General features: G+C 63.5%; 13 protein-coding genes. 5 read left to right on the top strand and 8 right to left on the bottom strand.

All coding sequences use genetic code 11. The features are described from left to right. Positions 1–57: 57 nt before the first annotated feature. From RA26_RS21025 to xdhA, 4 genes are read right to left on the bottom strand one after another with little or no spacing between them, the layout of a single operon-like run. Positions 58–1,650, bottom strand: a complete 1,593-nt coding sequence (locus tag RA26_RS21025) for a xanthine/uracil/vitamin C permease (protein WP_039187240.1) — start codon at positions 1,648–1,650, stop codon at positions 58–60. A gap of 31 nt (positions 1,651–1,681) precedes the next feature. Then, positions 1,682–2,575, bottom strand: coding sequence for a xanthine dehydrogenase accessory protein XdhC (gene xdhC / locus RA26_RS21020; protein WP_039187239.1), 894 nt, complete (start codon positions 2,573–2,575; stop codon positions 1,682–1,684). A gap of 3 nt (positions 2,576–2,578) precedes the next feature. Then, positions 2,579–4,897 carry a xanthine dehydrogenase molybdopterin binding subunit gene (xdhB, locus tag RA26_RS21015; protein WP_039187238.1) on the bottom strand — a complete coding sequence of 773 codons (2,319 nt, stop codon included), beginning with the start codon at positions 4,895–4,897 and terminating at the stop codon, positions 2,579–2,581. 12 nt (positions 4,898–4,909) lie between these two features. Then, positions 4,910–6,373, bottom strand: coding sequence for a xanthine dehydrogenase small subunit (xdhA, locus tag RA26_RS21010; RefSeq protein WP_039187236.1), 1,464 nt, complete (start codon positions 6,371–6,373; stop codon positions 4,910–4,912). 206 nt (positions 6,374–6,579) lie between these two features. On the opposite strand from xdhA, the gene RA26_RS21005 reads away from it, so the two are divergent. Further along, positions 6,580–7,497 carry a LysR family transcriptional regulator gene (locus RA26_RS21005; protein ID WP_039187233.1) on the top strand — a complete coding sequence of 306 codons (918 nt, stop codon included), beginning with the start codon at positions 6,580–6,582 and terminating at the stop codon, positions 7,495–7,497. Positions 7,498–7,555: 58 nt separating this feature from the next. Here the strand turns inward: RA26_RS21005 and RA26_RS21000 are convergent, their stop codons facing one another. After that, entirely contained in the window at positions 7,556–7,759 is a 204-nt protein-coding gene (locus RA26_RS21000) for a hypothetical protein (RefSeq protein WP_039187230.1), read from the bottom strand. 316 nt (positions 7,760–8,075) lie between these two features. Beyond that, a complete protein-coding gene (locus RA26_RS20995; protein ID WP_039187228.1) occupies positions 8,076–9,335 on the bottom strand; it encodes a urate hydroxylase PuuD in 1,260 nt (419 codons plus the stop codon). A 104-nt stretch (positions 9,336–9,439) separates the two neighbouring features. On the opposite strand from RA26_RS20995, the gene RA26_RS20990 reads away from it, so the two are divergent. Then, positions 9,440–10,348, top strand: a complete 909-nt coding sequence (locus tag RA26_RS20990; protein ID WP_039187226.1) for a LysR family transcriptional regulator — start codon at positions 9,440–9,442, stop codon at positions 10,346–10,348. Between the two features lie 79 nt (positions 10,349–10,427). Here the strand turns inward: RA26_RS20990 and uraH are convergent, their stop codons facing one another. Beyond that, entirely contained in the window at positions 10,428–10,784 is a 357-nt protein-coding gene (gene uraH / locus RA26_RS20985) for a hydroxyisourate hydrolase (RefSeq protein ID WP_039187224.1), read from the bottom strand. Positions 10,785–10,933: 149 nt separating this feature from the next. Here uraH and puuE point away from each other — a divergent pair, with 149 nt between their 5' ends. The 3 genes from puuE to RA26_RS20970 all read left to right on the top strand — a co-directional run bounded on the left by puuE (position 10,934) and on the right by RA26_RS20970 (position 14,342). Further along, positions 10,934–12,349, top strand: coding sequence for an allantoinase PuuE (gene puuE, locus RA26_RS20980; RefSeq protein ID WP_039187222.1), 1,416 nt, complete (start codon positions 10,934–10,936; stop codon positions 12,347–12,349). Continuing rightward, positions 12,346–12,837, top strand: a complete 492-nt coding sequence (locus RA26_RS20975) for an ureidoglycolate lyase (RefSeq protein ID WP_039187220.1) — start codon at positions 12,346–12,348, stop codon at positions 12,835–12,837. The genes puuE and RA26_RS20975 overlap by 4 nt, the downstream gene beginning before the upstream one ends. Positions 12,838–12,905: 68 nt before the next feature. Further along, positions 12,906–14,342 carry a uracil-xanthine permease family protein gene (locus tag RA26_RS20970; protein ID WP_039187217.1) on the top strand — a complete coding sequence of 479 codons (1,437 nt, stop codon included), beginning with the start codon at positions 12,906–12,908 and terminating at the stop codon, positions 14,340–14,342. Positions 14,343–14,403: 61 nt separating this feature from the next. Here the strand turns inward: RA26_RS20970 and RA26_RS20965 are convergent, their stop codons facing one another. Continuing rightward, positions 14,404–14,916 (bottom strand): AmiS/UreI family transporter, encoded by a 513-nt coding sequence (locus tag RA26_RS20965; RefSeq protein ID WP_039187215.1) that lies wholly within the window; start codon positions 14,914–14,916, stop codon positions 14,404–14,406. Between the last annotated feature and the right edge of the window lie 66 nt (positions 14,917–14,982).

The raw sequence follows: 14,982 nt of genomic DNA, 5'->3' as shown, positions 1-14,982 counted from the left end.
GTTGTCCTTGGTTCGCAGGCAGGGAGCGCGCAGCCCCCTGCCCATTGTCATTTGGGATTATTCGCCTGCCGGCAGGTGCGGCACATGCGGCTTCACACCGTCATCCTCGGCTTCCTCGTGCTCATCCGCCTTGTGGAAGATCGGGTAGATGAACAGGAAGGCCGCGGCGATCAGGTAGCCCATGGCGACACCACTGAACTCCGGCCAATGCAGGCTGGCAGAGTGGATCACGCCGACCAGCGACATCACCGCCGCCGCCAGGGCAAAGCCGCCCGCGTTGCGGAAGTCACCGTCGATCACGCTGGCCACGATGGCGCCCCAGATCAGGCCGGTCAGGATCGCACCCTGGCTGAGCGCCAGATGGCCTTCGTAGTGCGCGCCCTGCTGCAGCAGCGCTGCGGTCAGTTCCGGATCGCCGAGCTGGGCCATGCCGGTGGCACCCAGTGCGCCCAATGCGCCGGCCAGTGCGCCCCATTTGATCACCAGGAAGGCCGAGACATGCGGCATCATTGCAATCGTCACCGCAGCGATATGGTCGGTCTTGACCGAATGCGCGGTATTGGTCACCAGGCTGAGCGCCACGAACACCAGCACCGGCGCGGCCGCGGCCACGGGGATCAGGTTGTTGAGGAACGCCAGGAGGCCAAAGAAGGCGGCAAAGGGGATCACGATGCCGACGCCGATGATGTAGCCGGAGCGCGCGCCCATCCGCTTGTACGCCGGGTGGCCGATATAGGCGGTGGTCGGGAACGGCGAGCCGAAGACCGCACCGATCATGGTGCCGACGCCGTCGGTCACCTGGCACAGGCCGACCGGATAGTGGTCGCCCGCCGCTTCGGCGCTTTCGACGTTGTTCATGGTTTCGATGAAGTTGTAGATCTGCACCGGCACCAGGACCAGGAACAGCTCCGGGTTGGCGAACAGATGCTGGATGCCGGCAATCAGGTCACCGAAGTACGGGACCGGCAGGTAGATGCCCACGCCATCCAGAGACACCGAGGCCTCACCCATGCCAAGCGCCACGACTGTGCCGACGATCAGCGCCAGAAGGCCTGCCGGGATGTTGAACGGCAGCCGGTGGCGGCCCACCAGACCCCACAGGATGATGATCATCGAGGCAAAGCCGATGAACGGGTTTTCGAAAATCGTTGCCAGCGGCACGGTGCCGATGAACACCAGCGCAATGCCGCAGAGCGTGCCGAGCATACCGGCGCGCGGGGTCACCCGCTTGAGCCAGGGGCCGACGATGGCGCCAAGGCCCGCAACGATGCCGCCCATGAAACCCGCGCCGATACCCACTTGCCACGCCAGCATGGCGTCATTGGTGGACCAGTAGATCGGCCCGATCACGCCGAACAGATAGACGAACATCACGGGCGTCGAGATGCCATAGGGCAGCGCGGTCACGTCGCGGCCCTCTTTCTCGGCGGTGTGTTTGGCCAGCCAGGTGTAGACCGCGATACCGGCCAGGATCGCCACTGCGGCGCCGGGCACGATGCGGCCGAACACGATGTCGGCAGGCATGTTGAAGACAAACTGACAGATGCCCGAAAGCACGATCAGGTTGATCAGGTTGTCTGTGAACAGCGCCCAGAATGCACTGAAGTCATTCCGCGCGAACAGTTTGTACGTGTAGCTCCGCCCGGTCATGGCGGCCTCCTCCTGTCAAGAGGACGCAGTCTTAACGGCTGTTTGCTCCAGCCGTATCTCCCTCTGCGTCCGGTTGCTTACCCGCCTGGGGCAGGTCAGTGCTCCGTGATGGAGCGGACGCGGCAGTTTCAGAGGTCAGATCAGCGATCACTTCCGCCGCCACGAAGGCTGCGATGACGCTGGGCCGCTTGTCGCGGCTACCGCTTGCCCCGATGGGGCAGATGAGACGGCCGGTTCCCAGACCGTCGCAATGGTCCCGGCACCAGCGGCGGAACTTCTCCCGCTTGGTGGCCGATCCGATCAGGCCGACATAGCCCGCATCGCCGCGCTGCAGGGCAGCGGAGGCAAGCAGGAAGTCGAGCGCGTGATCATGGGTGAGAACGATGAAGGCGCTGCCCGCCGGGGCGGTGGCGATGTCGATCTCAGGAATAGCGCTTTGGCGGATTTCCACATCCGCGTGACACAGGGCCAGCTCTTCGGCGCGCTGGTCGATCAGGATGCAGCGTACGGGCATATGCTGGAACAGATCCGCCAGGGCCCGGCCCACATGGCCCGCGCCCATCACATAGACATGCGGCAGCGCCTGCTCCTCGGCCTGCTGTGCGGCAATGGCATCGTCGCGGTCGGTCTGGCGCATCTGCGCCAGCGACATTTCCACCCGTCCGCCGCAGCACTGGCCGATCTCCGGCCCCAGCGGCACATCCAGCGTGTCGCTGATTACACCCTGCTTCAGCATCCGCCGGGCGTGGTCGATTGCAATATATTCCAGCTGGCCGCCGCCAATGGTCCCCCACAGGCCTTCTGCCGCCACAAACATGCAGGTGCCGGCCTCGCGCGGGGAGGACCCGCGGACGCGGGTCAGCGCGACTTGCACTACATGTTTGCGGCTGGCCAGAAAGTCTTGGAGGGAGGGGCGGCGGGTCATGGCTCAGCCCTGCCCTTTGAGGGTTTCGATCGCCATCAGCACGCGCTCCGGTGTGGCCGGTGCATCCAGTCGCGGGCAGACCTTGTAGTCCGCGGTGCTGGCAACAGCCATCGACAGCGCCTCGAACACCGAGATGCCCAGCATGAACGGCGGCTCGCCTACGGCTTTGGACCGCTTGATGGTGCGCTTCTTGTTCACTGACCATTCGGCCAGCTGCGTGTTGAAGATGCGCGGCCGGTCGGAGGCCAGCGGGATCTTGTAGGTCGAGGGCGCATGGGTGCGCAGGCGGCCCTCGCCGTCCCACCACAGCTCCTCGGTGGTGAGCCAGCCCATGCCCTGGATGAAGGCGCCCTCCACCTGGCCCTTGTCCAGCACCGGGTTCAGCGAGCGGCCCACGTCATGCAGGATGTCGGTGCGCTCCACCCGGTATTCGCCGGTCAGCGTGTCGACCGACACCTCGGAGCAGGACGCGCCATAGGCGTAGTAGAAGAACGGCTGCCCCTTGCCCGCCGCGCGGTCCCAGTGGATTTCCGGGGTTTTGTAGAACCCCGCCGCCGACAGGTGGACGCGGGCCATATAGGCCTCTTTCACCAGCGTATCAAAAGGGATCTCCTCGCTGCCGACGCGCACGCGGTTGGGCAGGAATTCGACCTCCGCCTCGGATACGCCATGCTTTTCGGCCGCGAACTTGGTCAGCCGGGCAATGATCTGCTCCGCCGCATCCAGCGCCGCCATGCCATTGAGGTCCGACCCCGAAGAGGCCGCGGTGGCGGAGGTGTTCGGCACCTTCTCGGTGGTGGTCTTGGTTATCTTGATGCGCTCGAAATCGACCTGGAAGGCATCGGCCACAACCTGCGCCACCTTGGTGTTGAGGCCCTGCCCCATCTCGGTGCCGCCGTGGTTCAGGTGGATCGAGCCGTCATTGTAGACATGGATCAGCGAACCCGCCTGATTGTACCAGGTTGCGGTGAAGGAAATGCCGAATTTCACCGGTGTCAGGGCAATGCCCTTCTTGATGATCTTCGATTCCTTGTTGAAAGCGATGATCTCTTCCCGGCGCTTGCGGTATTCGGCGTTCTCTTCCAGCTCCCCGATCAGCCGGTCGAGGATATTGTCCTCCACCTTCTGATGGTAGGGCGTCAGGTCGCGGCCTTCCTCGCCATAGAAGTTGGCCTTGCGCACATCCAGCGGGTCCTTGCCGAGGGCATAGGCGATCTCTTCGATCATCCGCTCCGCCGCGACCACACCCTGCGGGCCGCCAAAGCCGCGGAAGGCGGTGTTCGAAACCGTGTTGGTCTTCATCGGCCGGCTTTTCAGCAGCACGTTCGGGTAGAAATAGGCGTTATCCGCATGGAACAGCGCGCGGTCAGTCACTGGCCCTGACAAGTCAGAGGAATAGCCGCAGCGCGCGGCAAAGCCGCCCTCGACCGCCTGGATGCGGCCGGCGTCATCAAAGGCCACGTCATAGTCGATCACGAAGTCATGGCGTTTGCCGGTGGCGGTCATGTCCTGATCGCGGTCCGGGCGGATTTTCACCGGGCGGTTATGCTTCTTCGCGGCAATTGCAGCCACCGCACAGAACAGGTTCATCTGGCTTTCCTTGCCGCCAAAGCCGCCGCCCATGCGGCGCACGTTGACGGTGACCGCGTTGTTTGCCACGCCCAGAACATGCGCCACCATATGCTGCGCCTCGCTGGGGTGCTGGGTGGAGCAATGCACGGTCACATCTTCATCTTCGCCGGGGATGGCAAAGGCGATATGGCCCTCCAGATACATATGGTCCTGGCCGCCGACGGTCATCTGCGCTTGGATGCGGTGGGGGGCGTCCTTGCGGCCCGCCTCCACATCGCCGCGCTCCAGCTTCAGCGGGTCGGTGATCATCGGATAGCCGGCCTCCTGCGCCTGAACCGGGTCCAAGGCGTGCGGCAGCACCTCGTAATCCACCTGCGCCAGCTCAGCCGCACGGCGGGCGGCATCGCGGGTTTCGGCGATGACCGCGAACATCGGCTGGCCGTGGAATTCGACTTTCTCCGTCGGGAACACCGGCTCGTCATGCTTGCCGGTGGGGCTGATGTCGTTGACGCCGGGGATGTCATCGGCGGTCAGCACATCAACCACGCCTGGCGCGGCGCGCACTGCCGACAAATCAATGCCCTTGATATTGGCGTGGGCGACGGTGGAGACACCCAAGTAAGCGTGCAGCGTGCCATAGGGCTCGGCGATATCGTCGGTGTATTCGGCGCGGCCGGTCACATGCTTGATGGCGCTGTCGTGCTGGCGGTCATGGTGCACGGCGCCGCTGATGGTCTGATGGTCTTTCATCTCAAATCCTCCTCAGGCGACGGCCAGCCGGACGGCACCGGCGGTTCCCGCATCATGTTCCAGGTAGAAGCGGCGCAGCAGGTTGCTGGCCGTCAGCGCGCGGTACTCCGCAGAGGCGCGCCAGTCGCTGAGCGGGGTGAAGTCCTGCTTCACCGCTTCGGCTGCGGCGTCAAACGCCGCCTCGCCCCAGGGCTGGCCCACCAGTGCGGCCTCCGCACCGGCAGCGCGCTTGGGCGTCGCCGCCATGCCGCCGAATGCGATCCGGGCAGAGGTGATCACGCCGTCCTTCACAGTGACGCTGACCCCGGCGGCAACCGAGGAGATATCCTCGTCCCGGCGCTTGGAGATCTTGTAGGCGGCGTCGATCTGCCCTGCCACCGGGCGCGGAATACGGATCGAGGCCACGAAATCGCCCGGCTCGCGGTCCTGCTTGCCGTAGTCGATAAAGAACTCTTCCAGCGGCAGCGTGCGCGAACCGCCCTTCTTCTGCAGCGTCACCTCGGCACCCAGCGAGATCAGCACCGGCGGGGTGTCCCCGATGGGGGAGCCATTGGCGATATTGCCGCCGACGGTGCCCATGTTGCGCACCTGCCAGCCGGCAATGCGGTCCCAGTAGGCGCCCAGATGCGGGAAGGCATCGCGGATTGCCGCTTCGCTCTCGGTATAGGTGACGCCGGCACCGATGGTCAGCGCGTCATCGGTCAGCTCAACCGCCTTCAGCTCCTCCAGGTGGGCAACAAACACCACCGGCGAGATCGGCTTCATGAACTTGGTGACCCACAGGCCCACATCGGTGGAGCCTGCGACGATGGTCGCCTTGGGGTTCTCGGCCAGCACCTCTGCCAGATCCGCCGTATTCAGCGGCAGGATGGCGCGGTCGTCCTCGGGGCCGGTTACGACGCGGGCCGCGGGCTGGATCGCCTTCAGCCTGGCGGTCAGCGCGTCGCGTTCGGTGGTCAGGTAATCATTGGCCGGGGTGCCGTACTGGTTCACCGCAAGCGCCGCCTTCACGATCGGCTCATAGCCGGTGCAGCGGCAGAGGTTGCCCTGAACGGCGGTTTCCACCTCAGCCTCGGTGGGCTGCGGATTTTCCATCCACAGCGCATAGAGCGACATCACGAAACCCGGGGTGCAGAAGCCGCACTGGCTGCCGTGGTATTCGACCATCGCCTGCTGCACCGGGTGCAGACGGCCGTTCGGGCCGGACAGGTGTTCAACCGTCACCACATGGCAGCCGTTGAGCGACGCCAGGAAGCGGATGCAGGCGTTCACCGCCTCATAACGCAGGGCGCCATTCTGCAGACGCCCCACCAGCACGGTGCAGGCGCCGCAGTCGCCCTCGGCGCAGCCTTCCTTGGTGCCGGTCAGGCGCTGTTCCAGGCGCAGGAAATCCAGCAGGGTGGTGGTCGCCTTCACGTCCTCCAGCACAATGTCCTTGCCGTTCAGAAGAAAGCGTATGCCGGTTTGATGTGCCATGGGGCCTCCCGAGTGTCTCTTGGGCCGAGCTGGCCCGCTTAAGTCATTTTTACCTTGTCTGACTGCCACGGTTAACGGCTGCAATCGCGAAAGGCTTTCAACACGCTGTTGAAAATGGTTACGGTAATAGGTGCCGGAACCGGTGCTTCTCTGCCTGCCTTACTGACTGGCAGGCGGGGAACGCGCCCCGTAAAGGTCTGTGAAACATGTCTTATCTGGAATCCCTACGGGTCTTTACCCGAGTCGTCGAACTAGGCAGCATCACCTCTGGCGGGCGGGATCTGCGGCTGACGCCGGCGGTGGCCAGCAAAAGGATCAAGGAACTTGAAAAGCATCTTGGGGTGCGTCTCTTCAACCGTACCACGAGATCGCTGACCCCGACAGAGGTCGGGCAGCTGTTTTATGCAGAAGCCAAGAAGGTTCTCGAATCGATTGAAGACGCCGAGGCGGTGGTTTCGCAGTTCTCCGCTGCGCCGCGCGGGGTGATCCGGGTGACTGCGCCGCTGGGTGTAGGCCGCCGCATCATCGCGCCGCTGGTGCCCGGTTTTGTCGAGGACTATCCGGCCACCGAAATCCGCATGCGGATGTCGGACCGCAAGGTCGATATCCTGGCGGACGGGCTGGATGTGGCGTTCTTTATCGGCACCCCGCATGATTCCACCCTGAAGATGCGCAAGATCGCAGATTGCACCCGGGTGCTCTGCGCCGCACCGGAGTATCTGGAGCGCCACGGAACCCCGCAGCTGCCGGAGGATCTGCTGAGCGGCCACAACTGCCTGCTGCTGCGCTATCCGCGTTCACCTGAGTATTACTGGACGCTGACCACACCGGAGGGCCCGCGCAAGCTGGAGGTCTCAGGCAAATACGACGCCGATGACAGCGACGTGCTGACCAATTGGGCGCTGGACGGGCGCGGCATCGTCAACAAGCCGCGGTTTGACGTCGCCGCGCATCTGCAGAGCGGCGCGCTGGTGGAGGTGCTGCCGGACACGCCGCCTGAGGCGACCATCTTCGGCTGCCTCTACCCCCACCGGAAACTGCAGGATCCCAAGATCCGCCTGTTTGTGGATTATGCAGTGAAACACGGCCTCGCCGCCTTCCGGCGCAGCGAAGCGGGGAACTGAAGCCGGCAATAAAGACGGGCACCGCTGGCCCGCCTTTTCAGTTTCCAGGGTTCTCGCCTTAGCAGCGGTGCGGATTTTCCTGGCAGTAGATCAGGTTTGCCGCGGCCCCGACAGCGGCACCCGTCACCAGGTTGCCGTCCAGAACGGCGGCACCGGCAGCGCCGGCGCCCGCTCCATAGACCAGCCGCTCGCCGGTGGTGTCCCCGCAGGCGGCCAAAGCGGCGCAGAGTGCAAGTCCGATGGCGATGGTTTTCCTGTGCATCGTGTTTCCTCCTTCAACGTCCAAACCCCCGCAGTTTCGCCGCGGTCCCAAACGGCCAGCCCCCGGCTTGTGCTGCTGGGGGAAGGGTGCCCGAAAGGGATTGGCGCTGTGGCTGAACAGACGAAAGCCCCGGAGATCCGGCGCATTTGGGCGCACCCTTGTATAGGGATAACGCACGGCTGCGGTGAAAGGTTCCCGGATTTTTGGTGCCTTGGGGGTGCCTTGGGGGTGTACAGGGGGTGCACGCCCGGTGCCGGACGAAAAACGGCCCCGCCACGGGGGGCGGAGCCAATCGGTTTGAAAGTGTCTGACAGCGTCAGTTTGCGGCCAGCGTCAGCGGCAGATCCTTGGAGGCGCTGCCGTACCAGCGTCGGATCAGGGCGCGCTCCTCGTCCTCCATGAAGGTGACGTTGGCAGGCGGCATCGCGTGGGTGGCACCGGCCTGGAGGTAGATGTCACGCGCGTATTTCGCCACATCCGCGGGGGTCTCCAGCAGCACGTTCTTGGGCGCGCGGCGGATGCCGTCAAAGTAGGGTTCCCGCGAATGGCACATGGCGCAGCGGCCCGGCACCACATTCATCACGTCCTCAAAATGCTGATTACTGGCAAAGACTTGCTCGGATTTGGTCAGCTCCCGCGCCTCGGATTCTTCATAGGTGTCCTGCTGCAGCGGTGCCTGGCTCAGGATCATGATGCCGATGAACAGGATGGCGGTCACAGGCCAGGTCCAGGTCGGGTTGCTGGTGCCTGCGTGGTTGCTGTTGAAGTAATGGCGGATGGTCACGCCCATCAAGAACACCAGCGCCGCGATCAGCCAGTTGTACTCGGTGGCAAAGGCCAGCGGGTAATGGTTCGACAGCATCAGGAACACAACGGGCAGAGTCAGGTAGTTGTTGTGGGTCGAGCGCAGCTTGGCGATTTTGCCGTATTTGGCATCCGGCGTGCGGCCTTCCTGCAGGTCCTTCACCACGATGCGCTGGTTCGGCATGATGATGAAAAAGACGTTTGCCGTCATGATGGTAGCCGTAAAGGCACCCAGGTGCAGCATCACCGCGCGGCCGGTGAAGATCTGGTTGTAGCCCCAGCCCATGGCGACCAGCAGCACAAACAGCAGCAACATCAGGAAGGTCGGCTTTTCCCCCAGCGGCGATTTGCACAGGAAGTCATAGACCAGCCAGCCGATGCTGAGCGACGCGCCGGAAATGAGGATGCCCTGCCACAGGGCCAGGTCGGCCTTGGTCGAGTCGATCAGGTAAAGCTCTCCGCCCGCCCAGTAGACGATCATCAAGAGGCCCGCGCCCGACAGCCAGGTGGCGTAGCTTTCCCATTTGAACCAGATCAGATGGTCCGGCATGTTCTCCGGCGCCACCAGGTATTTCTGGATGTGGTAAAAACCGCCGCCGTGGACCTGCCATTCCTCACCATGCGCGCCGACCGGCAGATGCGGAACCTTCCGCAGGCCAAGGTCCAGCGCGACGAAGTAGAAGGACGATCCGATCCAGGCAATGGCGGTGATGACATGAAGCCAGCGGACCGCAAAGCCCAGCCAGTCCCACATGATCACGAGCTCTTCCATTGTTCTCTCCTCATAAGCTTTGATGCGAGACTAGAGCATGGTGTTATTTTCATGTATTGGGTAAAAAACCCAAGCTGTTTCAAAATAACACAAAGAATACGCGAATGGCCTATCTCGACAATATCCGCACCTTTGTCCGCGTCTATGAACTTGGCAACATGTCCGCCGCTGCGCGCGACATGCGGATCTCGGCCGCGGTGGCGTCGTCGCGGATTTCACAGCTGGAGGATCACCTGAACGTGCGGCTGTTCCAGCGCACCACGCGGCTGCTTAATCCGACTGAACAGGGCAACCTGTTCTACCACGGCGCGGTCAAGATCCTGGAAGCGGTGGATGAGGCCGAGGCGGATATCAGCAGCGTCACCCAAACACCGCGCGGCACTCTCTATGTAGCGGCGCCGCTGGGGCTGGGGCAGCGGCTGATTGCGCCGGCCGTGCCGAAGTTCAAGGAAGCTTATCCGCTGATCTCGATCCGGCTGCGGCTGTCGGACCGCAAGCTGGATCTGGCGGCAGAAGGGCTGGATGCTGCGTTTTTCCTGGGCGTGCCGGAGGATTCAAACCTGCGCATCCGCAAGATCGCTGACTGCCCGCGGGTGCTGTGCGCGGCGCCGGAGTATATCAGGCAGCGCGGCCAGCCGAAGACCAGCGACGAGTTGAAGACCGAGGCGCATGACTGCCTGAACCTGCGCTATCCCGGCGCGCCGGAGTTCCAATGGCCGCTGCGCAGCCAGGACGGGGTGAAACGGGTAACGGTCACCGGGCCGTTTGAATCGGATCACGGAGATGTGCTGACCAGTTGGGCGCTGGACGGGCATGGAATCATCCTGAAACCGGTGTTCGAGATTTCGGAACATCTGGCCTCCGGCAGGCTGGTACCGGTGCTGGCGGAAGAGCCGCCGATCCCGATCCAGATGGCCTGCCTGTACGTCCATCGCCGCCATCAGGATCCCAAGGTGCGGCTGTTCATGGATTTCATGGTGGATCACATCCAGGCATCGCTCCCCTCAGAATGAAAAAGCCCGCCCCAGTTGCCTGGGACGGGAACCGCTGGCAGATGCCAAGCGGGAGGAGAGGTATCTTGGGGTGTGCGGTTCAGCTGCCGCGGTAGGTGGAGTAGCCGTAGGGCGACAGCAAGAGCGGCACGTGATAATGGCTGTCTGCCTCGCTCATGCCAAAGCGCAGCGGCACTTCGTCGAGGAACAGCGGGTCGGCGCCGGCCTGGCCGGTGGCGCGCAGATAGCCGCCCGCGTGGAACACCAGCTCATAGGTGCCGATGGCGAACTCGCCTGCCGGCAGGATCTGCTCATCGGTGCGCCCGTCGTCGTTGGTGGTCAGGCTGCGCAGAAGGATGCGCTCTTTGCCTTCGATCCGGTAAAGGTCGATCTTCAGCCCTTCCGCCGGGCAGCCGCGTGCGGTGTCCAGCACATGGGTGGTCAGAAATCCGGCCATTTCAGCCTCCTGTCAAATCTGTTTCCTTAGGTATGCTTGGTTCAGCCCGCCCCATACAGCGGCAAGAGTCAAAAAGTTCTTTCAAAAATTTACTGAAAGCCTGCCCGGATTATTCTGTTCTATAAGGAACAAAAGACAGGAGACCTGACGTGACGCGCTATCCCCGTGACTTGCGCGGATACGGTGCTGCCGCACCCGACCCGCAGTGGCCCAATGGGGCCAAAGCCGCCGTGCAATTTGTTCTGAACTACGAAGAAGGCGGCGAGAACTGCATCCTGCACGGGGATGCGGCCTCGGAAGCGTTCTTGTCCGACATTCCTGGTGCCGCGCAATGGCCCGGCCAGCGCCATTGGAATATGGAGTCGATCTATGAATACGGATCGCGCGCCGGCTTCTGGCGGCTGCACCGGCTGTTCACCGGCGCGGGTATTCCGCTGACCATTTACGGCGTTGCCACCGCCCTGGCCCGCAGCCCTGAACAGGTGCAGGCGATGAAGGATGCGGACTGGGAGATCGCCAGCCACGGCCTGAAGTGGGTCGAGCACAAGGATATGGCCGAAGAGGAGGAGCGCGCCGCGATTGCAGAAGCCGTGCGTTTGCATGCTGAGGTCACCGGCACCCGCCCGCGCGGCTGGTACACCGGGCGCTGCAGTGCCAACACGGTGCGCCTGGTGGCCGAGGAAGGCGGATTTGATTACATCTCCGACACCTATGACGACGACCTGCCCTATTGGCTGGAAAGTGGCGGCCGCGATCAGCTGATCATCCCCTACACGCTGGAAGCCAACGACATGCGGTTTTCCAACTCGCCTGGCTGGATCACAGGCGAGCATTTCTTCCAGTATCTGAAGGATGCCTTTGACGTGATCTATGCCGAGGGCGAGGCAGGCGCGCCGAAGATGATGACCATCGGTCTGCACTGCCGCCTGGTGGGCCGACCGGGCAAGATTGCCGGCCTCAAGCGCTTCATTGAGTACATCCAGGGGTTTGAGGGCGTCTGGTGCCCGCGCCGCATCGACATTGCCGCGCATTGGGCGGAAACCCATCCGCCGGTGAAACGCGAACGCCCCAGCCAAATGGAGCGTGAGGCGTTCGTGTCCAAATTCGGCTCCATCTTCGAACATTCGCCCTGGATTGCGGACCGCGCCTTTGATCTGGAGCTGGGACCGGCGCATGACTGCGCGGCGGGCGTCCACAACGCGCTGTGCCGGATTTTCCGCACCTCTAGCGAGGACGAGCGCCTGGGCGTTCTGACCGCGCACCCGGATCTGGCCGGCAAGCTGGCAGCCGCGGGCCGTCTGACAGCCGAAAGCACCTCGGAACAGTCCAGTGCCGGCCTTGATATGCTGACTGATGAGGAGCGCGAGACCTTCACCCGGCTCAACTCTGAGTATGTGGAGAAGCACGGCTTCCCCTTCATCATCGCGGTGCGCGACCACAACAAGGTGTCGATCATGGAAGCGTTCCACCGCCGTATCCACAATGACCGGGCGACCGAGTTCGATGAGGCCTGCCGCCAGGTTGAGCGCATTGCCCAGTTCCGCCTGCAGGACCTGCTGCCGTGAGCGGCCTGCTGACCGCAAGGCCGCTGACTGCAGCGGCTTTTGCGCCCTATGGCGACGTGATCGAGGTTGCGGGCGCGCCGGACAAGATCATCAATCAGGGGATGTGCGGGCGTCACCACGACCGCGCGGCTCTGGATTTCGGACCGGACGGACGGGCCGGTATCAGCCTGTTCGACGCCAAGGCCCGCCATCTGCCGCACAAGGTGGACATGGTGGAACGCCACCCGGAGGGCAGCCAGGCTTTTGTGCCAGTGAGCGGCGTGCCGATGCTGGTAGTGGTGGCGGATGACGAGGGCGGTGCGCCGGTCAATCTGCAGGCGTTTATCAGCCAGCCGGGCCAGTCCATCAACCTGCACCGGGGCACCTGGCACGGGGTGCTCGCCCCCCTTGGCGCGCCCGGCCAGTACATCGTTGTCGACCGGATCGGCACCTCTCCCAACCTCGAAGAACACTGGTTCAAGGAGCCTTTTACCGTGGTCGCAGACTGACCGCACATCTCGAAGCCGCCAACAAAAACAAGAAGCGGCAAGATCCCCATGACCAACAGGAGATATTCATGGCTGACACTTCCATCGGGACGCCAGCGCAGCTGCGCGACCCCAACTATACCCCGCCCCTGCACAAGGCGGTGCCGCTGGGCATCCAGCATGTGCTGGCGATGTTCGTTTCCAACGTCACCCCCGCCATAATCGTGGCCGGCGCTGCCGGTTTCGGGTTCGGCTCCAACTCGCCGGACTTTCCGGAGCTGCTCTATCTGATCCAGATGTCGATGCTGTTTGCCGGTATCGCCACCCTTCTGCAGACGATCACGCTTGGCCCGGTTGGCGCGGCGCTGCCGATTGTGCAGGGCACCTCCTTTGCCTTCCTGCCGATCATGATCCCGCTGGTTGCGGGCAAGGGTGTGGACGGGCTGGCCGCCTTGTTCACCGGCGTCATTGTCGGCGGTATTTTCCATGGGCTGCTCGGCACTGTGATTGGCAAGATCCGATTTGCGCTGCCGCCGCTGGTCACAGGCTTGGTGGTGACAATGATCGGTTTGGCGCTGGTCAAGGTTGGCATCCAGTACGCCGCGGGTGGTGTGCCCGCCATTGGCACGGCGGAATACGGCTCGCTCTTGAACTGGTCGGCGGCATTGGTGGTGATCTTTGTTACCCTCGGCCTCAAGTTCTTTACCAAGGGAATGCTGTCGGTCTCTGCCGTTCTGCTGGGGCTGATCGTGGGCTATGTCTATGCGCTGATGACGGGCATGCTGACGTATGAAGCCGTGTCCGGCTCCTGGGAGCGGGCCGCAGCCTTTGCCCTGCCGCAGCCGTTCAAATACGGGGTGGAGTTCTCTGCCGCGGCCATCATAGGCTTCTGTCTGATGAGCTTTGTCTCGGCTGTGGAAACCGTCGGTGACGTTTCCGGCGTGACCAAGGGCGGCGCGGGCCGCGAAGCCACTGAGGAGGAGATCGCTGGCGCGACCTATGCCGATGGTGTGGGCACCGCGATTGCAGGGTTCTTTGGCGCTTTCCCAAACACCTCCTTTAGCCAGAACGTCGGCCTGATCGCGATGACAGGGGTGATGAGCCGCCACGTGGTGACCTGCGGAGCTATCTTCCTGATCGTCTGCGGGCTGGTCCCCAAGGTGGGCGCGGTGATCCGCACGGTGCCGATCGAGGTGCTGGGCGGCGGCGTGATCGTGATGTTCGGGATGGTGGTTGCGGCGGGCGTTTCGATGCTGTCGGACGTGGACTGGAACCGCCGCAACATGGTGATCTTTGCGATCTCCCTGTCGATCGGCCTGGGCCTGCAGCTGGAGCCGGGTGCGCTGCAGCACATGCCCGATACCGCGCGCATCCTGCTGACCAGCGGCCTGCTGCCGGCCGCGCTGATTGCCATCGTTCTGAACCTGGTGCTGCCGCAGGACCTGGCGGATGAAGCCACTGAGGAAGTCTCTGGCGGGATGAGCGGCAATGGCCGCGGGTCGCTGCCGCATGAGGATCACGCCTGAAGCAGGCACAAGCGATGAAGTAACAAGAGGAGCCGGCCCGTTTGGGCCGGTTCTTTTCGTTTCAGCCGGCCAGCCCGTGCAGCACTGCAAGCCCCGGCAGCCAGCCGGTGAAGATCCCGCACAGGAGCGTTGCGGCGGCGGTCAGCCGGGGGCTGCCGCGCCGCAGCGCGAGGTTCAGGAAATACAGGAACCACAATCCGGACCAGGCGGCCCAGCAACCCGCCAGCCAGACGTCGAACAGCCCGTCCGCCTGCATCAGCACCTGCAGCACCATGGGCGCGGCGGTCAGCGCCACAAAACCGCTGAACCATCCCAGCCCCTCGCCGCTGGAGGCGAAGATGCGGTTGTAGGCCACCCACAGGTAGGTGGTGCCGAACAAGAGCGTCATGCCTGCATCCAGCAGGTCCGCCGGCTGCTGCGCCGCCAGCGCGATCAGCAGGACGGTGGCAAAGAACACCAGCGCTGCAACCGCATTGATCAGGATGATCTCTCGGTCCTGGATCCGGCCCATCTGCCAGACGCCGTTCAGGCACAGCACCACGCCAACCACCAGCAGGCTCAATCCCAGAAACATGTTTTTAGTCCCTCAAAGAAAAACAGGAGAGAGGTACACCTCTCTCCTGCCGGTCCGCTATGCGGA

It is taken from the genome of Leisingera sp. ANG-M7 (genome assembly GCF_000813965.1).
In the GTDB taxonomy this organism is placed as follows: Bacteria; Pseudomonadota; Alphaproteobacteria; order Rhodobacterales; family Rhodobacteraceae; genus Leisingera.
The sequence above is the reverse complement of the archived record's forward strand: the minus strand, read 5'-3'. Positions and strand labels throughout refer to the sequence as shown.